The sequence below is a fragment of the Limnobacter sp. UBA3528 genome (genome assembly GCF_002377005.1).
Classification (GTDB): domain Bacteria; phylum Pseudomonadota; class Gammaproteobacteria; order Burkholderiales; family Burkholderiaceae_B; genus Limnobacter.
The window spans coordinates 36306-56760 of record NZ_DFOZ01000013.1; the positions used below are offsets into that span (position 1 = coordinate 36306).

Here is a 20455-nt window from a genome sequence, read left to right on the forward strand (position 1 = left end):
AAGATGGTTTGAAGAACTTTATTGATTGCGGAATGCTTGAATTTGAGCCGACAAATGCGGCACCATTATTTGGTTCAAATACAAAGAAGGATGATTTGAATCGTAATACAGTGGCTTTCCATCCATCAGCACTTCGCAGAATTCATTTCCGCACAACGGGCCGTTCAGGGTTAATACCACATCAAAATTTTTTCTGGCCACTTCATTAATATTCCCCAGCTTGTTTTCGTATTCTTCGGGGGTACGGCGTATTTCGGGATAGAAGCCCAAACGAGCTTGGCGGAAAAGGGCCTCAGGCACTGAATGCCGAGCGCCGGGCACAGTCAGCAAAAATGCAGACTTCGCGCCAATACTGCGTAGAACCTGGCCTGTGTGTGCAATTCCAGCGCTTACATTCATCAAACGGCTTGGGTTGTCGTAACTTGCGTTTCCGTCAAATACTGTATTCTTTTCTTCAAGTATGCCAAACCACGACCCAACTATTAGAACGCGGCCAATACCTTCCGTTTGTATATAACGCTTCACAGCATCTGAAGCTTGGCCACAGCCGTCCTTTCCTTGCTCTGCTCGCTCCAAGCCAAAAGCTATAGGGCAGCCAGCCATTGAAATTGCATAGCCGCTTATTCCTGCCTCTTGGAAGGCTTTGTCTAGGGCAGGAAACCAGGCACCAACATGTGAGTCGCCCCACACCAGCACATCAGGTTTGCCCACTATTTGCTGACCAAGGGTACAAAAACCTCTTTCCCGACCACGTAAAGTGAACAAATAAATTTCTGGCTTGCACTGGGAGTCGCTAATGCGTTTTTCATTGGCAACGTTGGCCAGTGCAACTATCTCGGGCGAAGCTCTCCACTCCCAACCTTTTCCCAAAAATACCAACACAGCGAACACTGCAAAACAAGCGGTCGCAAATGCACTGCCTGCAAAAATGGCTTTCCGGCTTAGGACGCTTACTTTGTTTGTTCGAAACGGAGTTTCAACGTAACGCCAAGAAATTACAGCCAAAGCCACCGACAAGCCAAACAGCACCAGTGCATGTAAGGTAGGCATTTTTTCAGGGTACAAAAGCGCATGAAATGCGAACAGTGGCCAATGCCACAAATAGAGTGAGTAGGATATCAAACCTACAAATACCACCGCCCGAGTTGACAAACAGCGCCCAACTACACTTTGCGGACCAGCCCAAATAATGGCTGCAGCGCCCAACACAGGGGGAACAGCCGTGTAGCCCGGAAACGGTGTGTTGGAGGAATACATAAAAACAGGGAGCAAGATTGCAGCCAAACCGAGCAGGGAAAGCACATGCTTAAAGCGTGGAAAGTGAACCTTTCCGGACGCCAAACCAATGGCCAAAAAAGAACCCACCAAAAGTTCCCACGCCCGCAAAGGCAACATGTAAAAATTCAATGTTGGTCTGCTGGACATGAAGTAAATGGACATGACCAACGAAACAGCAATGGCCCCCAAAAGAAGCCAAAGTACCAATACGCGACTAACCCGTTTGCCCACCAACATCAAAGCAAGGGGAAAAAATATATAAAACTGCTCTTCAACAGCCAGCGACCAAATATGGAGCAACGGCTTTGTTTCAGACGCAGCATCGAAGTATCCCGATTCCGCACCTAAAACGAAGTTTTGCACGAAGAAAATTGAGCCTAATACCGACTTGGCGAAATTGACTAATTCTTCAGGCGTAAAGATGAACAAACCAAAAGCAGTGCTAAAACCAATAACCACAAACAGCGCTGGCAGTATTCGACGAGCACGCCGTTCGTAAAACCCAACAATTGAGAAATTGCCTTGTACAACCTCGCGCCAAATAATTCCCGTAATCAAGTAGCCTGAAATTACAAAGAAAACATCAACCCCTACATATCCACCAGAAAAGGCAGATATGCCCAGGTGATACAAAACCACGGGCAATACGGCAAGTGCACGAAGGCCGTCAATATCGGGGCGGTAATTCATAAAATTTGGATTTAGCTACGCATTTCTGCTGTGTTCAGCCGAGGGAATGGATCAGTTGGTACCCGTACATTTAAGAAGCTACACAATTTTTCCCAACCATCGCCTTTGGTGACATCGAACTCAATAAGGTCACCAGGCCGATCTGCGAAATACTTGCGAACAGCGTCTTGATGCTGCAATAACTTTTCGAGATAGACCTGTTGGTGCCCGATGGGAGCAGGAACGCCATAAATCCACTCGTGCAATCTGATTGGCTTTTCCCCAAAATGTTTACATACAGAGGCATACCATTTATCGGGATCACGCACAGTTAATATAAATTTTGTTCCCGGCGCCACTAGGTCAAGTTCTTGATAAAGAACACACCAAGGATTGTCAGCCACAGCATCGAAACTCTGAAAAAGATCCAGTGCACGTTTAGACAGCTGATCGAAGTTATCCAAATCCTTTATAGAGAAAACGCCCCCGACCCGATAACCTAACTTTGACAATGCGTATTGAAGCGAGGTGGTTCCAGTCTTCTGCAACCCGACACAAACAACCTTTTGTTTTGGAACGCCATATTTCAATCGTCGCCAAAACAATGCCATCGAGTGTTTAAAAGTTAGTCGCGAATGATGAAACATTTAAATTAGTCCGCTCTGTTGATCAATAAAAACTAAACGTCATCGATTAAAAATACGCCTGAATGCCAAACCCCATTTGACTCCAAAAAGCCCAATCAAAATTCGTACTTTTACTGGCAATGCGGGGCTAAAATCGAATAGATAATTCTGGTGTTCCCAAGCGGAAGCCAAGGCCAATATTTCTGGCTCCTGTTGCCATGCGTAGGCAGTTTTCCTTACTCTGGCCAAACAAGCTCTTCTAGCTAACCTGTCGTTTCGTTGTGCCAACAGCAAGCTTGATATCGACTCGAAAGCCCGCCAAAAACTTCGAGCAGATTTCAGTGACTTGTCACGACTAACAGACCCAACTGGCGGGTTTCGATATAGAACGCGTGTGGCTTCACAGAAACGTACCTCAGCTGCGGCGGTAAGCACTCGACCAAAGAACTCGCCATCATCATCGCCTGTCAGCGAAACATCCCAATCACCGACCTTGTCAATCAGCTGCCGTGAGACCAGCCATGCATGCGGAGGAAAAAAGCCGCCGTTTAGCCACATATCGATCAGCAGGTCTGAACCACATGAGTAGGTTTTCCAGTATCGCCTTGTGCTTGGGGCAGCAATTTGATTGTCGTCATTAAAATAAGACCAAGGGCAAAATGCAATTGCACCGGGTGGCAAGTCTTTCAGCTCATTCAATTGTTCAGCCACTTTATTGGGCGGCAATATATCGTCAGCATCAAGAAACTGAATAAAGTTGCCTGTTGCCATTTTTAAACCGGCATTCCTGGCGGCACTTCCACCAGCATTTACACCAGTTACCCATCGAATTTGCCCATCGAATTGGCGAATTACATCAAGGCTACCGTCCGTTGAGCCATCGTCAACGACAATAACCTCGCAAGGAAATGACTGAGACAAAGCACTTTGAATTGCAGCAGCAACATAAGGTTGCTTGTTGTAACAGGGAATAATTATAGAAACGTTAGTAGTCATTTACACGCATATTCGGAGCATTATTCCATTGGGATCAGCGCAGACCTCGCTTTCGAAAAAGCTCTTGGGCGAATGAGTGCAAATCTTGGTCAAGCAAATTCCACTTTTCAACTGCAGCCCTATCCTCAGAAGTAACAATTTTTTGTATTCTTGTTTCCTTCGTCTTATCTACTCTCTCAGCGAGTACCCATCCGAGGCTTGATGCAATGCGTAGCGATGATTCTTCAAATTGATCCAAAAGACCAAATTCAACATATCGCTTTTCTAAGTTAAACTTCGCTGCAGAAAGAAGCGATAGTGAGCTTTCAGATTTCCAATAATGAGAATAACCAGCTAGATACCTTGTTTGCATATTGTCGATGAGCCACGTTCCTGCCAATCGAAATTTCCTATGCTTGTTGTATTCGAATATCTCAGCCAATTGCACTTCACGATTTGTGCGTTTTTGCTCAAGATTCCTTCCTGGCCCGAATTCGCCAGGCTGTTTAATGAAATAGTAATGTGAAATGGCTCTCTCTATAGGATCACGAAGCATAGTGAACATTTTTACAGGCCCAGTCACTAAATGTTGTATCCCGTAAACGCTATGCCCCACAAGCACCTGATATCGACCACGACTTCGGAGTAAATCTAACTCACCTTTATAGCTTTTAATCAAATCTCTAGGGTAGTTAGGTAAAACCAATTTTCTAACCAAGCTGGTTCCTGCAACTTTTGGAATATGTGTAAAAATGACAACGGGTCTCATTTCAGACTATTTCCTCATATGATTAAAAGTTCTTATTCTGCGGAGGGGAGAGTCCACGACCAACCCTTAGCTTCAAAGGCTTTACGAAGTATGGCTTCGTTTTCTATAGTGTGTCCGTTACCACTCTTACTTATTTTCCTCAGAGGCGTGCAAACCTTCCGAAGCTCTAAATCAAGTTCGCTAAACAGTGAATCCACTAATGGCTGATGATGCTCTGACGACTCAAGATGATCCTCATAGAAGATTACATGGTGAGGAAGTCCAGCAAGTAGTTTAGTTTCATCAGAAAGCCAGTTAAGCCGTCGCTCAAAATCAGCCAAAAATACCTCTTCAGAGATGCGTAAACTAATTGACTCTAATGCATCGTCCTTTTTGTGAAATGATCCCCTAGCTTTGGCTATATGCTTGGACAAAAGTTGGCGCAGCACGTCGCGTCTTTGAATGTGAACTATAGTCCAACCTTCTGTCACCATAAATTCTAGAAAACTACGCGAGTCAACCGGCGTCTTTCTCCCCCAGGTGAGATGTTCGGGTTTAACGTGAACAACTACATTTTGACCTGACCAACGTCGCCCCAACCCGGCCACATAAGCTTTGGGCCACCATACATCACGTGTAACCGTATTCAATACTTCATGAAGCCCTTTGAAATGTCCTGAGGAAACCAGCAATGACTCAAATAATGTTGTGCCAGAACGCCCTTGGCCAAAAATCAAAACATTCTTCGCTTTCGAACGAGCTTTGAACAGATATGCCACATACGCGATCAGCTCTCGCAAACGTAATACGACCGTTGTTTTGATTCGTACCCACGCCGATACGAGTTTAAGTGTTTTCATCTTCGAATTTATTTAGATACCAAACCACGCAAAATACGGCCTGCATTCGTTGCGCGATCACATATCGCAGGAAGTCGGGATTCAATCAGGGCTCGTATGCCATCTTTCCCTGAAACCAATTGATCAACAGCCAATGCGAATTGTTCAGGTGAAATGGATTTCACAGAGTGACAAAATTCCTGATGACCAAACACGTCTTGATTAATACCAATGGCTTTCACGGAATAACTCAAACTTAAGGTGGGCACACCAGAAGACAACGCCGCGATGGTGGCATGTGTGCGGGCACCTGCGAACACGCAGCACCGGGCAATCAGCCACTTTAATTCTGCGGCCCCCAGCGGCGGTACCAGCCCAATATGATTACTAACCTGCTGTGACACCTTCGCCTGAAGAGAAGCCATAAAGGCGTAGTCGTCTTCATCGTGTTTGGGTGAGGCCACGTGTGGAATCAACAGGATGGGTTTGTCGGTTCGTTTTGCGCATGCAACAACCATTTCAACGGCTTTGTCTCGCCATGCATCCAGGCCACCCGCTGATGAAAAGCGGGCCACCAATGGGCTAATGTTGATACCAATTGGTTGATTCGCCACCAAGGCTTGTACATTGAGGTCGGCAGGTTCTAGTGGCTTCATCACGAATGCAGGGTCAGCCACCAAGTGCACATTGTCTGTTATGCCATGCTTGGCCAAATACGACTGTGTTGCGGTTTCACGAACGAAAATGCCATTGAGTGTTTTCAGGTGCTGATGAATTACTGGCGCAAACTCTTCATCTTGATCAAAGGGCCCAACAGACGCACCCCAAATGTAGACAGGAATGCCCTTTTTTTGCAGGAAACGGTCAACGGCCATGTAGTCTAGCGGTCGGCCATAATCCAGCGAATAATTGTCGCCCCCCAGTTGCATGGCTGCCCCCAAGCCCGACACATGGCTTCGAAGATCGAAAGTGTGCTGCTGAAATTCCGTGCGCAACCTTTTGTTGGCTTGCGCCATCCACCATTTCAACGAGAAACGCGGGCCCACGTGCGAAACTGAAAAATTAGTGACCCGGCTGTCGATTTCAGCTTGCTGCTGCGCTGCCACAGTTTCGGGCGAGGCCATTACACCTGCACTTGCCTGAATTTCGCCAAATGTTTCGGTCAATATTTCCATGGTGCCGCGAACAATCGCCTCGCAACCGCGATTGCGATAAGGGCCGTTTCCAACAAACAGAAACTTTGTAGCAGGCTTTGGGTCGCTGATTTGATTTGCTGAGGTCACGTTTAGAAAATCTCGAAGAAGGAATTAAGTGGGAATTTTCAGCAACAACAGCGCACGCCGAATGCGATTCCAGATGCGCCGCATCCGCGAAGGGCTTACCTGCTTGTCGTAGGCCTTCACTAATGGCGCGATAGAGTCTACGAAAACTTGCAACACACCTTGCCGCTTGGCTTGCTGATACAAATCATGACTTGCCAGGCCAAGCTGGTAACGCAAGCGATGAATTTCTTGCATGTGCGGTTGAAGGTGATTTCTACTGGCCGTTACTCGCTTAACCGGTCGCCATTGGCCAGCACGGTCAGCAAGCCAAAGGCGATACGCCAAACCCTCTCGGCGATGCCGAAGCCCACCTGCTTGAGAAGCTGCTACCGAATCAACAGGCAACGGCTTAAGGTGCAAACGACCACTGTTTGCACCATCCATCAACAATTGTTGAAGTTGGTGGCTTCTTGCAACAATCACATTGCTGCCACGATGGTCGGTGTCGTATTCAGGTAACCATGCGTCGCCTACGGTTGCGTCTGCTGTTTCACCCAGCACATCGTCACAAAACTCGCAGGCCTTCAGCTTGAAAAGGCCATGACCCCAGTTGGCACCCAGCAATCCTTCCATGGGTTGCTGTACCTCCAGGTTATCGCCTTTACGGGTGCCGCTAACTTTTACACCATAGCGGGAGGCTGGGCGCCCGGGTAATTTGGCACGAAAGTCAATCGACTGGAGCTGCCCTGGCTCAACACCCAACTGCCACGCAATCGACTCTGCAAACGAAGCCGATTTTAAATGCCCACAAACAATAGCTACTGTGAACTGAACACGCTGAGCCAATACTGGGTCCGCAAGGATGGCAAGGCGCAGTGCTTTAATGAAACAAGGCACACCTATAAAAGCGTAGCGTCCCGGTGTATTCATTACGTGCTTGATAACCTGCGACATTTCAACAGGGTAGTACCGGGTTTTCGCGTTATCAAGCACACCCTGACGGCTAGATTGCACTGAAAAATGAAATAACGGCCCATTTTGATCCCGTGGCTTTTCAGTCACGTTCACAACGAAGTCCACCAGATTCTTGTCCAGCAATTCGGCAAGCAACCAGGTGCCTACACCGCCAGATGAGCCATTTTCACGAAACTCGCCTTCCTTAACCCAGCCCGCCCAAGTGGACAGGTATTTACCGATTCGTGAATCGGTTTGGTGATCTTCGGAAGGGAAAAGCCGATCAGCAATTTGGTTTTCATCCGGATTGCCCTCGGCAAAAGGGCAAGCCGATGCAGCCAGTTGGGTTCCGCCATCTTCGGGCAGCGCAGCGACAAGTCTCTGACTGCTATCGAACACCATCTTGATTCGATGATCAAAGGCAGCACATGCACCACAGCCCACACAGTACCCACCATCAACAACTTTTTGAAGCGGCGAATGCATACGCATTAATTCCACAGGGGGGCTGCCCCCCACTTCATTTGCTTACTAGGCAAATGCACCAAACGATCAAAACTTCGAGCCAGAAACCGTGATGCCACCGCCCCGCTTAGTTTGTCTGTGAACAGGAACCACTTCGAACAACGCACTGAAATAATGATTTTGGCCAATGATTTGCGCCATGCCGCCAAATCGCTTTGATTTACCAGATCACGGCAGCGATTTCCCATGGCAGCACGAATCGCTGTTGGCAACATTCTGTTACGCCAATGGAAGTTAAACAAAAGGCGTTGCCTTTCAGGTGTCCATGTTTTCAGCTTGGGCAGAGTGTGCTCGGTTAGCTCCATTAACTGATCGAAGCGGGCCATAAGCTTTTCCCGTGACTGGTTGGGTGCCCGCGATCTTGAATCTTCCCGTATGCGATAAACGGCAAGCGGCTCGTGTACCTGCAGCACAGGGAATGATTCAACAAATGGAACCAAAAGCTGGAAATTTTGAGAAGACGTTTTGGAGAAATAAATACTACGGTCTGGATGTACGGCAAGAAACATTTCACTGCGTACCATGTGGCAGACTGGACCGTAGAAGTAACGCATGAACAGCAAGTCTTCGAACAGACCGTGCGCGCGGTGCGATGGCACATCAACCGGCATGAAGTGACCATCGAATTCTTGCCTTGCCTCAATGAACAATTGCGCATTAGAACGCAGCAAACCTATATCCGGGTTTTGCTTGAATAACTCAACCCTTCTTTGTATCGAACCAGGGGTAAGCCAGTCGTCGGGATCGGGCCACATCAGGAACTCGCCAGTGAAATGCTTCAAACCTGTATCCACTGCGCCGCCCAAGCCTTTGTTGGCTTGCTCAATTAGCTTGACAATGTAACCTTCTGACTGCAGTAGAGGAACAGACTCACGCAGCATCTCGGTGGTGGCACTGTTTGCGCCATCATTCACCAAGATAACCTCAAGGTTTTTGTAAGTTTGGTCAACTATTGAGGAGATAAACTTTTCTAAATAGGCTTCGACGTTGAAACACGGCACGACAATGCTGACCAGACCCGGAACAAGTTCAGCGCTTTGGGGCAATGCGTTCATTGTGTTGCCGGGCCTTAAGAGTTAGACGAAATGCTGACTGGTTTGCCAATCATGGACAGGTGTTTTTCGCCACCCGCATTGATCACCCAACGACCCTGACTAAAGGCGTTGAACACTTGTGAACAGCCGGGAACAATCCTGTCGTGTAGTTCAACAAATAACAGGGGCACCTGCTGCAAATCTGTGTCGGCATTTTTCAAAATCTCGTATTCGCCGCCTTCAATATCCAGTTTGACCAAGCCAATCGGTTTGCCGCCAAACTTTCTTGAAATATCGCCCAAGGAAATCGTTGAAACTGAACCCAGCACATTGCTGCTGGATGTCGTGTCTTGAAGCGCAATACTGAACCCCCACTCGCCAGTGCCTCGATCGCGAAGTAATACGTCTTGGCCACCTTGGGAATGAAGGGCCGACTTTGAAGCATGTATGTTTTTGTGCCCTTGAATATTTTTCTCGAGCACTGCGTAATTCGCATCCGATGGCTCGACAGATACCACGGTTGCTTTTGGGTACATCTTCGATAGCTTGATTGCTGCGGCACCGATGTACCCGCCTGCATCGACAATGATTCCGTCAAAGTTGGCCGGAAGCAAGGTGGAAAGAATGTCGAATTCCCTTCTCAAGCTTTGGAAGGCTACTCTTAAATCAGGAGTACCCGGGCGCACCAATACGCTTTGCCCTTCAACCACAACCCGCATTGGGTCTTTACTACCCAGGTATGATCGCAGGCGATAGGTTAGATAGGCGCGATAGCCAACGATAGGCGCGTCGCGAAAAATTGTTCGAATTAGATTGAATAATCGTTTTATCATATAAGCCTTGATCGAATCGATAGTTTGGACAGCAATCGTTTACCCCCAACAGAACGGCTTGTTAAGCAATGCGGAAGAATGGTAGGGTTCTTTAAATTACAATTTCAACGATTCAAGTATGCTGTCGGACACTTGAGTATTGTTGCTTCCAACCGGCTTGAGGTTGATGGGACAGGAAATTGCGGAGAACTACGCATTGGAGAACCTGGTGATGGCTGCCATCGAACTGTCAAAGGACGTATCTCCTTCAAGAGCCAAATGATGAAATCTGGCAATACCCTGAATTCACTGGTTGCCTTGCGAAATCGCATTTGCAGATGGCGCAGAAAAACACCCCCCGGGGAGGGTTTTATCAGCGGGTGTTCAAGACTGACTTTGGTGGAACTCATTAGGCGTTCACAGATTGGGGTAAAAAAAATAGCTGAAGTTAGTGTGTTTTGGTGAGGTCTCGAAAAACAAAATTTTCTTTTTGTAGTTGTTCCCATGACGCAAAGCCCGCAACCTTGCCCTTGTCAAGCACCAGGATACGGTTGCAATTGCGCAAAGTAGACAAGCGATGGGCAATCACAATCAGGGTTTTGTCCCAAGGTAATTCGTCGATTGCACGCATCACTTCGTTTTCAGTCACGTTGTCTAAAGCACTTGTGGCTTCGTCAAAAACGATCAAGTCGGCATTGTTGTACAAGGCGCGTGCAATACCGATTCGTTGCCTTTGTCCACCGGACAATCGAATACCACGCTCGCCCACTTCAGTGTCATAACCCTGTGCCAGTTCAGTGGTCACGAAATCATGAATTTGAGCGATTTTCGCTGCCTCAAGCATGCGGTTTTCATCGATTTGATCCCGCAAAATACCCAGTGCAATGTTCTCGCGTATGGACGCGTCGACCAAAAATATTTCCTGGGGCACATAACCAACAGTGGCTTGCCACGCCCGCAACTTTTCAGCCTTTACCGGGTTACCGTCAACGACCATTTCGCCGTTGGTAGGCAATATCAAACCCAGCAAAATATTTGCCAAAGTTGATTTGCCCGCACCTGTGGTACCCACAATACCTATACGTTCGCCTGCATTGATTTGAAGTGAAATGTCGCTTAAGCCGGGTTTGCCATTGCTCTCATAGAAAAACGAAACATTGTTCAACGCCAGAGAGGACTTCAGCCCTGTGGGCTGCGGCCTGCTCGCAGGCAGTTTTTCAGTGCTCTTGAAACCGATTAGGTCTGCATGCACCCTTTTTACGGCAGCAGCGCCATAGGCGAGCATGGTCAGGCTTTGAAAGAGTTTTGACAACTCCGGGATCATTCTTTGACCCGCAAAAACAAGTAATCCAATAGTTGGCAAAACGGTGGCCATCACTTCACGGTTAACGCTGGCATGGTCACCCAAAATAACAAGGCACGCCAAAATTAGTCCCGAGAAAGCCGCCCCATGCATTACGTACTGGGGCACCTGGCTGATAACAGCCACGCCAGCCTGCGTTAGCGCCATTTTCTGGGAGGGTGCTGCATACCGGTTCAAGTAGAACCGCTCGCGCCCTAGAATTTTGATGTCTCGAATGCCCCCCAAACCTTCATTGGCAATGCGGTAACGTTCAGTGTTGGCCTTTGCCCGGTCAACTCCCATTCGACGAACTTTGCGGCGTGAAATAAGAATTGAAATACCGTAGATGCCGCCAAGCCCTGCAAATACAGACAACGAAACTACGAAATTCGCGTACAGCATGACGAACAAAAGCGCTGCCGTGGTTAACACAGCGGCACAGGCTTCGGCAGCAGGGCGAAAAAACTGCTGAACAACCTGCTGCGATTCAGCCAGTAGCTTGGTTCCCATTTCGCCCGAATGGTTGACCAAAAAATATGAATAAGGACGAGACAAATAACTTTTTAGCAGCTTGTGGCTGATTGAATGAGACCGCATGAAAACAAAGCGACTTACAACAAAAACCCGCAACACTTGAAACGCATTGGCAATGACTACCAAAGCAATTGAGCAAACCCCCAAAACAATCAGGAAGTCGTGGCTGCTTTGAAAATTGCCCTTTTGGTAGACCCATTTCAACGGTGCAATTTTTTGAATACTTTCAGGATCTGCAAGCACGGAAAGGAACGGAGCAATTGACCCGACCATGGCAGCTGACAATACGGCCGCAAGAATAACTACAGCAAGAACCAGGAAGGCATTTCGACGCTCACGCTTGTCGAGCATTTCCCACGCCATACCAAATATTTCACGATTAACCATGTGCAGCAGGGTCCACAATATAAGAGAGATACCACTCGACGAACCGCGCAACCCCGTCAACAACATTTGTTTTGGGGGAGTAACCAGTCAGGTTCTTGCAAAGTGTTGCATCGGCCCAAGTGGCTGGTACATCCCCTTGCTGCATGTCCATGTAGTTTCGAATGGCTTTTTTTGAAGTTGCAACTTCAATTGCGTCAATAAAATCTTCAAGCCGAACCTTGCCCGAGTTTCCAATGTTAACTACACGGTAAGGCGCAACATGCGAAAGGCTGTCGCCTTCGACTGCAGTTTCTGGCCCACCAGGAACCGCGTCGATCAGCAATCGAATTGCTCGCACCAAGTCGTCAATGTAGGTGAAGTCTCGCCACATTTGACCGTGGTTATATACGTCGATAGGTTTGTTTTGAAGAATCGCGGAAGTGAACTTGAAGAGCGCCATATCGGGCCGCCCCCATGGGCCGTACACCGTAAAGAAGCGAAACATGGTGATTGGCAAACCGTGAATATGTGCCCATGAATGGGCCATAGCCTCGTTGGCTTTTTTAGTGGCTGCGTAGAACGACATTTGAACATCTGCTTTTTGATGTTCTGCGTAAGGCATTGTGGTGTTGGCACCATATACCGAGCTGGTTGAAGCCATTAGCATGTGTCGTGGTTTCACGGCCAAGGCAGCATTCATCAAGTTAAAAGTGCCCACAATATTGGCGTTCAGGTATGCGCGTGGATTTTCAATTGAGTAACGTACACCTGCCTGTGCAGCCAAATGAACGATCACATCGGGTTTGAACTTGATCACGGCACTGGATAATGTTTCATCGTTCTCGAGCATGGCTTCAGTGGCCTCGAACTTCGGAAAAGAGCGAAGAATATCGTGGCGCTTTTTCTTCAGCTCAACATCATAGTAGTCGGTCAGACCGTCATATCCATGAACGTCCCACCCTTCCTGCAAGAGAAGCCGTGCAAGATGGAAACCAACAAACCCTGCCGTTCCTGTAACAAAGGCTTTCATAGGGACTCAATCTTTTGATTCATCGATGGCCTCGCGCTCCAGCTGCTCAAGTTCACACTTCAACAACTCAAATTCATGTCGCTTTCGAAGCAGGAAACGCTTTGTAATTGATAGTTTGTCAGCAACGCCTTTCGGGGTTAGCAAATACACGTATGCAAGTTTGTTGTCGCTACGCAGAAAATTCCCCACCTTGATTAAACCCCGTTCCTTAAGGGCCTTTAGCTGATAGTTGATTTGACCCAAGCTTACGCCCAACTCATCGGCCAGCTCGCGCTGGGATATTTCGGGCTTGCTTTCAATCAGGCGCAGCACTCGGTACCGCACCTCCTCGCGTTGTTGTTCCAAACGATCAGACACTAAAAGGTTCTCTTAAGCACGCTACCGCCGTGTTGTTCGCCGTTCAACAAGCGGGAAATGAATTGAAAGTTAGTTTTACTGCATAGCAACATACAAAGTTCGGCGCAGTGCACACGGTCAAGCATGGGCTTTTACCACCACCCCGAGCTTGCGTTCAAAATTGAACACCTCCAATGTTAAAGCTAACTCAATGACAAGTCCATGACGTTTGTGCATTGCGATTACCTAAAAAACGGGACAAATGACAACCACCCCCAATTCATGGGGGAGTAGATAACAAAGTTTTATGGAGCGATTTGAATGGCTTTTTTCAATTGAACCAGCAAGCTATAGAGCAAATCGTCGACATTTTCAGACGAGGCCGAAACCTCAAGCACAATGAATTCAGGCACATCAACTAGGTCTGGCTTAGTTACAGTGGCAGCCACAGCCACGCAACCAGCTTCCATCAGCAACTTTGCAAGGGAAACCATTCGGCGCACATGCTCGGCTTTGTCTGAATCTTTAAAGCCCAAATCCATGCTTAGATCGCTGCGAACCTTGCTGCCTGTAATCAACATGGTACTGATGCGCTCGTGGTGAAGCATCAGTTCAAACTTTGCGGCAAGCTCTGTTTTATTGGAGTCTGCTGGCCCTACAAACCACACGGTGTGCCCTTTGTGGCCGTGCAGCTTGGCCCTGTCTTCGATGCTTACGCCCGCTTGGGTTGCGTGAATCATTTCATTGCGCTTTAACGCAAAGTGAATAACCCCTGCCCCCACAGTGCGGTTGCTGTAGCGGTCGACAAGAATAAAACTTCCCAATTGCTTGTTTTCAGCAAACGGCAAGGCCACCGCCTTGCGGTCAAGGTGAATGTTTACCTCTGCAATATCGTTGGTTTCAAGGTGTTCCGCGGCTTCGTGCGCCAAGGTGTTTACATTCACCTTATGCTTTATTTTGGTAATGCTGCAGCCCAGTTGTTGGGTGTGTAACTGTATCAAGTAGTTTTTCGCGGGTAAACCTTGTTCAGGATCCATCCACACCAGGCTTACGCAAAACTGGTCAGCGGCTTTCAGGCCCAGCGCAGGGTGGCAAAGTACGTCGCCACGGCTTACATCGACTTCGTCCGCTAAGGTTAAGGTAATGGAATCGCCCGCCCTGGCTTGCGCCCAGTCGCCTTCAAACTGAACAATTTTGCTTACCGTGCTTTGTGTGTTCTTGCCTGCCACTTCAATCGGCATACCGGGGCTTGCCAAACCGGAAGCCACCAAACCAGCAAAGCCGCGGAAATCCAGATTCGGCCTGTTGACCCACTGAATGGGCATGGCAAATTGCTCAGGCACCAATTCGCCAACCTGGCCTAAAACATCGACAGTTTCAAGGTAACCCATCAATGTGGGCCCATGATACCAAGGCGTATTTTTCGAACGCTCACGAAGGTTGTCGCCACCAATAGCGGACAGCGGAATGGCTTGAACTGCCTCAATACTGAGCGCTTTTGCGTACTCAGCAAAATCGGCAACAATTTGGTCATACACCTCTTGTTTGAAGTCGACCAAATCCATTTTGTTCACCGCCAGCACTAGGTGGCGAATACCCACCAGCTGCGTTAAAAACGCATGGCGGCGGGTTTGTGTCAGCACGCCTTTGCGGGCATCAATCAACAATACCGCCAAGTGGGCTGTTGATGCACCTGTAACCATGTTGCGGGTGTACTGCTCATGCCCCGGTGTGTCGGCCACAATGAATTTTCGGGCATCGGTTTGAAAATAGCGGTAGGCCACATCAATGGTAATACCTTGCTCACGCTCGGCTGAAAGGCCATCTACCAACAAGGCGTAATCGATGTTGTCGCCTTGGGTGCCGTAGCGCTTGCTTTCATTGCGCAATGCTGCCACCTGGTCTTCAAACAGCTGTTGACTTTCCCACAACATGCGACCAATCAATGTACTTTTGCCATCGTCGACACTGCCACAAGTAATAAAACGCAACGTATCCAGGCTTTGTTGTTGGTCCAGGTAGGCTTGTACTTTTTCTGCGGCATTCATCTTAGAAATACCCCTCTTGTTTTTTCTTTTCCATGGATGCTGGCGAGTCTTTGTCAATTGCTCGCCCTTCGCGCTCAGACACATTCGATTCCAGCAGTTCCAGAATCATTTCCTCAAGGGTGTCTGCAGTTGATTCCACTGCACCAGTCAGCGGGTAGCAACCCAGTGTTCGAAACCGTACCCATTTAATTTCAACTTCGTCACCTTCTTGCATGGGCAAGCGGTCGTCGTCCACCATCATCAAGATGCCGTCTTTTTTTACAACTGGCCGAGGCTGCGCAAAATACAAGGGAACAATGGGAATATTTTCTCGGTAGATGTATTGCCAAATATCCAGCTCAGTCCAATTACTCAGCGGAAATACGCGCATGCTTTCACCACGATTTTTCCGGGCGTTGTACAGGCTCCAAAGCTCGGGGCGCTGGTTTTTCGGGTCCCACTGGTGCGTGGTGGTGCGGAAGCTGAAAATACGCTCTTTCGCACGGCTTTTCTCCTCGTCGCGGCGTGCGCCGCCAAAAGCAGCATCAAACTTGTATTTGTCCAAAGCCTGCTTCAAACCCACTGTTTTGGTGATGTCGGTGTGAATACTGCTGCCGTGATCAAACGGGTTAATGTTTTTCTCAATGGCGTCGGGGTTGACATGCACCAGCAGTTCCATACCGCTGTGCTTGGCCATGAGGTCGCGAAACTGGTACATGGTTTTGAATTTCCATTGAGTGTCTACGTGCATCAACGGAAATGGGGGCGGGGCCGGGTAAAAGGCCTTGCGCGCCAAATGCAACATCACAGCGCTGTCTTTACCTATCGAATACAACATAACCGGGTTTTCAGCCTGGGCAACCACCTCACGCATAATGTGCATGCTTTCAGCCTCAAGCGCATCCAGGTGCGAACGGTCACCTTTACTCAGCAGCTTGGTAGCTCGTGGCTTTAAATTCAGCGCGTTGTCTTGCAAATGGGTTTGGTATGCGGGCAAACAAAGCTCAAAACTTGCAGTTTTCCAATCGCGTGCGTGTATGCCCCGTACCATAGCCACCAAGGCACCACTTGGCCAAAGCTGACAAGGCTTACCCACGGCTTCCGCCAATTTGGCAAATGCAGTCAGCAATACTTCAGGAGCTACAGCAGCCTTGCTCGCCTTCACTGCCTGCCAATAACGCAAACCTTTCTGGTTGTTGGCCACAAGCAAAGTCAGCTTGTTAAAGCTGTGTACCTGCACATTAATAACCGCGTGGCGCTTGCGCTTGGCTTCAACCTGATAAGCATTCAATACAATTTTTTTGACCGAGCCGCCTTTTTCATCGGTGGTTTGCTCAACCATGACGGGCTCGGGCAAGAAACCTGACTCGTGCAAAGCACGCTCGGCGGTGCGCTGGCTTATGTCGCAGTCAGCCTGCATGGATTCAACGAAGTCGACGCTGTTGAAAACAGCGGAGGTGGCATGGGCAACCAAGGCCTCGGCCAGTTGGGTAGTATGCAGCCCCAAGAAGTTTGACGTATTTTGCAAAATTGATATTCCCGTAATGTAAATTTTGCTTGAGCAAGCTTATATTGTTAGGTAATTTATATATAACTGCATTTTACGTCAAATTATTTACCCTATGCTTATTGATCAATTTGAGGGCGATATCGCCTGGAAACACCATCACCCCATGATTGTTGGGCGTGTTTACAAAGCCAGAATTGGCGACAACCCAACGATTTCACAGTGCACAATCACCGAACTGAAGTACCAAGAAGCTGAAGACGGGAAAACTCGACTCGCAGCCAAAACACTGCTTACAGGCCAAATTGGCGTAGTCAACTTGCACCTTGAACCCGGTGTTGAATCGAACGTTGATGTAACCACCCTGCCTATTGAGTTGCTGGACCTGGATAGCGACGAACCACTGGCCACCTGCAATTTGCATTTTCCACTGAGGCGTTCGAGCAATATTCGCTGGCAGGCCATGTCAATTGACCGCGACGCCCGCGAGACATTGATGCAACAGAAGGGCAAATGTATTTGGTTTACCGGGCTGTCGGGTTCGGGAAAAAGCACGATTGCCAGTGCATTTGAAAAGCACCTGTACCAGCAAGGTCGCTTCACGATGACCCTCGACGGCGACAATGTTCGCCATGGCTTGAACAAAGACCTAGGGTTTACCGAAACAGACCGTGTTGAGAATATTCGCAGAGTGGCTGAAGTTTCGAAATTGATGGTGGATGCAGGCTTGGTGGTACTGGTTAGTTTTATTTCACCCTTCAGGGCTGAGCGAAAACTGGCACGCGACCTGTTTGCCCCAGGCGACTTTCTTGAAGTATTTGTAGACACGCCACTGGAAGAATGTGAGCGCCGTGATGTAAAAGGCCTTTATGCAAAAGCGCGCCGAGGTGAAATCAAGAACTTCACAGGTATAGATAGCGCCTATGAAGCCCCAACTGACCCCGAAGTTCGCCTACCCACTGTGGAGCTTTCAATTGACGAGTGCTGCACACGCTTGAGTGAATTGCTGAAGAAAGGCAACGCATGATAACAAGCTGGGTAGTGCTGGCCTGTGTTGCTTTGCTGTTGGTGTTATTGGTGCGCGGCGTTGCTCAACCAGCAGCTTTGTTTGGGCTATTCGCAACCGGCTTTTTTTTCGCTGGCTTGATCGAACAAAACGGATTTTTAACCTCCTACACCAACCCCGCTTTAATTTGCGTACTGCTTCTGATACTGATTGGACTTGTACTTGAGCGGAGCGCTTTGATAACTCAAATGTCCAAAGTTTTTCTAAGCGGCTCCGCGAAGCTTGCTGTGTTTAAACTTTCGGCACTTACATGCCTGTTTTCAGCATTTGTGAGTAACACGGCTGTGGTTGCAGCGTTATTGCCTGCAGTTTCAAAACAAAGCCGAATAGATCCATCCAAGTTACTAATTCCACTTTCATATGCGTCTATTTTGGGTGGAGTTACTACGCTGATTGGTACTAGCACCAATTTGCTTGTTTATTCACTGGCAGAAAGCCAAGGTGTTGAAGGTATTCACCTGTTTACATTTGCAGGCGTGGGCTTGATTCTGGTTGTAGCGGGCTGCGCCTTGATGAGCTTGACTACAAGTGAAGACAAGGTTGATTTGGCTGCAACAGGCAAACTGGCAGAGAACAACGACAACCCACAAGGCTACTTTCTGGAGTCGAAGGTAAATGCTGGCTCAAGCCTGGTTGGCAAGTCGGTAATTGACAACGGCCTGCGCGGGCTTGAAGGCTTGTTTTTGCTCGAAGTTGTTCGAGATGAACGGTTGCTTAGTCCTGTACGGCCCGATGAAATTGTACAAGCCAACGACCGATTGATTTTTGTAGGTGAAACACACCGCATTCAAACTCTTCAGCGATTTGACGGATTAGAGGTTTTTGGTTCATCGGCAGGCGAGTTGCTGGAAAGCAATTTGGTTGAAGTGGTCATTGCGAACCAAAGCGAATTGGTTAACAAAACCCCAAGAGAAGTTGATTTCCGTACGCTGTTTGATGCTGCTGTGGTTGGCATTCGCCGCGGAAACAAGCGCCTGACAGGGCAATTAGGACGGGTGGAACTGCGCGTAGGCGACAGCCTTATTTTGGCAGTTGGTGCAGACTTTAAAAACCACAAGAACCTGGAAAGAAATTTTCATGTCCTCACGGCCGAGCCGTTGCAGCCCAAGCTTTCCCGCAGGGACAACTGGATGACCTTGGGCGGTTTGGCGTTGGCTATTGGCTTGGCGGGTACTGGCGCAATTAGCCTGTTACAAGGCTTGATGGCCTTTGTACTATTTTTGTTGGCAACCAAATTGTTATCACCAGGGCAAATACGACGAAGGTTTCCGTTTGATTTGTGGGTTTTGATTGGCTCGGCTTTGGTAATTGCTGACGTGATGACCAGTTCAGGTGCTGCCAAATTAATTGCCGACTATACCTCCTCAGTATTAAGCCCCTTTGGCGTAATGGGTGCGTTTGTATCGGTATATTTGATGACCTGGTTACTGACCGAACTGGTAACCAATTCTGCAGCGGCTGCATTGGCCTTTCCGATTGCACTGAGCAGCGCTGCGCAATACGATGCGGCAGCATTGCCGTTTGTGATGGCTGTTGCGTTTGCGGCAAGTTCAGGGTTTCTCATTCCAACCGGGTATCAAACCCACATGATGGTGATGTCTCCAGGCCGGTACCGCACCATGGACTTTATTCGCAAAGGTGTGCCGATGGCTTTGCTGTACGGTGCCATCTGTATTGTATTTATTCCTCTATTTTTTCCATTTTAATTTTTACATTGGATATTGAACATGACGGTATCAGCAGACCAGTTGGTGACGATTGCGAAGCAGGCAGGCGCGGCAATCATGAAGATTTACGAAGGCGAAATTGCAGTTGAATACAAGGCAGATGAGTCGCCACTGACGTTGGCTGACTTGGAAGCAGACCGTGTGATTTGCGAAGGCTTACAAAAATGCTACCCAGATATATTTATTCTTTCTGAAGAATCTGCATCGGGTGACCTGGCTGATTACGACAACTTTTTTCTGGTCGACCCACTGGATGGCACCAAGGAGTTTTTGAAACGAAACGGTGAATTTACAGTAAACATTGCCTGGATTAAAAACGGGGTTGCTGAAGTTGCGGTGGTATATGTTCCAGCCTTGAGCGAGTGTTTTAAGGCGGATGAAACTGGTGCCTACGAAGAAGAAAAGAATGGTGCCTGGAAAAAGTTGGGGACCAATAAAGTTCGGGGCGATAAACTGAGAATTGTTGGCAGCCGTTCGCATGGCGCAGAGGAAATGGAAGCCTGGCTGGCCACCCTTACCGAACCCTATGAATTTCTAGGTGTAGGTAGTTCACTTAAGTTTTGCAGAGTTGCGCAAGGCTTGGCAGATATATACCCACGCTTCGGCCCTACCTGTCAATGGGACACTGCAGCGGCACAGTGCATTGTAGAGAAAGCAGGTGGCACTGTTGCAGACTTGAACGGTGACGCAATTCGGTACGGGGTACTTCGTGAGAAGCTGAACCCCTATTTTATTTGTAAAGGTCAATAGAACCCTCAATACTCATGCCTCTGCATAACCCCTGCAGGGGCTGGATAC

The 20455-nt window shown here is 48.3% G+C and carries 17 protein-coding genes; 3 read left to right on the forward strand and 14 right to left on the reverse strand.

Going from position 1 to position 20455, the window contains the following annotated elements:
* Positions 1 to 18: 18 nt before the first annotated feature.
* From B4N58_RS03170 to cysD, 14 genes are all read right to left on the reverse strand, one after another.
* Positions 19 to 1968 (reverse strand): acyltransferase family protein, encoded by a 1950-nt coding sequence (locus B4N58_RS03170; RefSeq protein ID WP_291745696.1) that lies wholly within the window; start codon positions 1966 to 1968, stop codon positions 19 to 21.
* An 11-nt stretch (positions 1969 to 1979) separates the two neighbouring features.
* Entirely contained in the window at positions 1980 to 2594 is a 615-nt protein-coding gene (locus tag B4N58_RS03175) for a sulfotransferase family protein (RefSeq protein WP_291745698.1), read from the reverse strand.
* A 39-nt stretch (positions 2595 to 2633) separates the two neighbouring features.
* Positions 2634 to 3569, reverse strand: a complete 936-nt coding sequence (locus B4N58_RS03180) for a glycosyltransferase family 2 protein (RefSeq protein WP_291745700.1) — start codon at positions 3567 to 3569, stop codon at positions 2634 to 2636.
* A gap of 34 nt (positions 3570 to 3603) precedes the next feature.
* On the reverse strand, positions 3604 to 4317 hold the full coding sequence (locus tag B4N58_RS03185) for a sulfotransferase family 2 domain-containing protein (RefSeq protein WP_291745703.1): 714 nt from the start codon (positions 4315 to 4317) through the stop codon (positions 3604 to 3606).
* Positions 4318 to 4349: 32 nt separating this feature from the next.
* On the reverse strand, positions 4350 to 5156 hold the full coding sequence (locus tag B4N58_RS03190) for a hypothetical protein (protein ID WP_291745705.1): 807 nt from the start codon (positions 5154 to 5156) through the stop codon (positions 4350 to 4352).
* A gap of 8 nt (positions 5157 to 5164) precedes the next feature.
* A complete protein-coding gene (locus tag B4N58_RS03195) occupies positions 5165 to 6418 on the reverse strand; it encodes a polysaccharide pyruvyl transferase family protein (RefSeq protein ID WP_291745707.1) in 1254 nt (417 codons plus the stop codon).
* Between the two features lie 24 nt (positions 6419 to 6442).
* Entirely contained in the window at positions 6443 to 7837 is a 1395-nt protein-coding gene (locus tag B4N58_RS03200) for a Coenzyme F420 hydrogenase/dehydrogenase, beta subunit C-terminal domain (RefSeq protein ID WP_291745709.1), read from the reverse strand.
* Between the two features lie 5 nt (positions 7838 to 7842).
* Positions 7843 to 8931 carry a glycosyltransferase family A protein gene (locus B4N58_RS03205; RefSeq protein WP_291745711.1) on the reverse strand — a complete coding sequence of 363 codons (1089 nt, stop codon included), beginning with the start codon at positions 8929 to 8931 and terminating at the stop codon, positions 7843 to 7845.
* Between the two features lie 14 nt (positions 8932 to 8945).
* Positions 8946 to 9743, reverse strand: a complete 798-nt coding sequence (locus B4N58_RS03210; protein ID WP_291745713.1) for an FkbM family methyltransferase — start codon at positions 9741 to 9743, stop codon at positions 8946 to 8948.
* Between the two features lie 427 nt (positions 9744 to 10170).
* Positions 10171 to 11985 carry an ABC transporter ATP-binding protein gene (locus B4N58_RS03215; RefSeq protein ID WP_291745714.1) on the reverse strand — a complete coding sequence of 605 codons (1815 nt, stop codon included), beginning with the start codon at positions 11983 to 11985 and terminating at the stop codon, positions 10171 to 10173.
* Positions 11978 to 12994 carry an NAD-dependent epimerase/dehydratase family protein gene (locus tag B4N58_RS03220; protein ID WP_291745716.1) on the reverse strand — a complete coding sequence of 339 codons (1017 nt, stop codon included), beginning with the start codon at positions 12992 to 12994 and terminating at the stop codon, positions 11978 to 11980. Before B4N58_RS03220 ends, B4N58_RS03215 begins: the two co-directional genes overlap by 8 nt.
* Positions 12995 to 13000: 6 nt before the next feature.
* Complete coding sequence (locus B4N58_RS03225) at positions 13001 to 13351, reverse strand: MarR family EPS-associated transcriptional regulator (protein WP_291745718.1); 351 nt, start codon at positions 13349 to 13351, stop codon at positions 13001 to 13003.
* 284 nt (positions 13352 to 13635) lie between these two features.
* The gene (gene cysN, locus B4N58_RS03230; protein ID WP_291745720.1) at positions 13636 to 15378 is read right to left on the reverse strand and encodes a sulfate adenylyltransferase subunit CysN; all 1743 of its coding nucleotides are present in this window, start codon (positions 15376 to 15378) and stop codon (positions 13636 to 13638) included.
* Between the two features lies 1 nt (position 15379).
* A complete protein-coding gene (cysD, locus tag B4N58_RS03235) occupies positions 15380 to 16777 on the reverse strand; it encodes a sulfate adenylyltransferase subunit CysD (RefSeq protein WP_414673831.1) in 1398 nt (465 codons plus the stop codon).
* Between the two features lie 202 nt (positions 16778 to 16979).
* On the opposite strand from cysD, the gene cysC reads away from it, so the two are divergent.
* The 3 genes from cysC to cysQ are packed head-to-tail and all read left to right on the forward strand — an operon-like array spanning position 16980 to position 20407.
* A complete protein-coding gene (cysC, locus tag B4N58_RS03240) occupies positions 16980 to 17891 on the forward strand; it encodes an adenylyl-sulfate kinase (RefSeq protein WP_291745722.1) in 912 nt (303 codons plus the stop codon).
* On the forward strand, positions 17888 to 19636 hold the full coding sequence (locus B4N58_RS03245) for an SLC13 family permease (protein WP_291745724.1): 1749 nt from the start codon (positions 17888 to 17890) through the stop codon (positions 19634 to 19636). The genes cysC and B4N58_RS03245 overlap by 4 nt, the downstream gene beginning before the upstream one ends.
* Before the next feature lie 21 nt (positions 19637 to 19657).
* Positions 19658 to 20407: a 3'(2'),5'-bisphosphate nucleotidase CysQ gene (gene cysQ, locus B4N58_RS03250; protein ID WP_291745727.1), complete on the forward strand. Its 750-nt coding sequence runs from the start codon at positions 19658 to 19660 to the stop codon at positions 20405 to 20407.
* Positions 20408 to 20455: the final 48 nt, after the last annotated feature.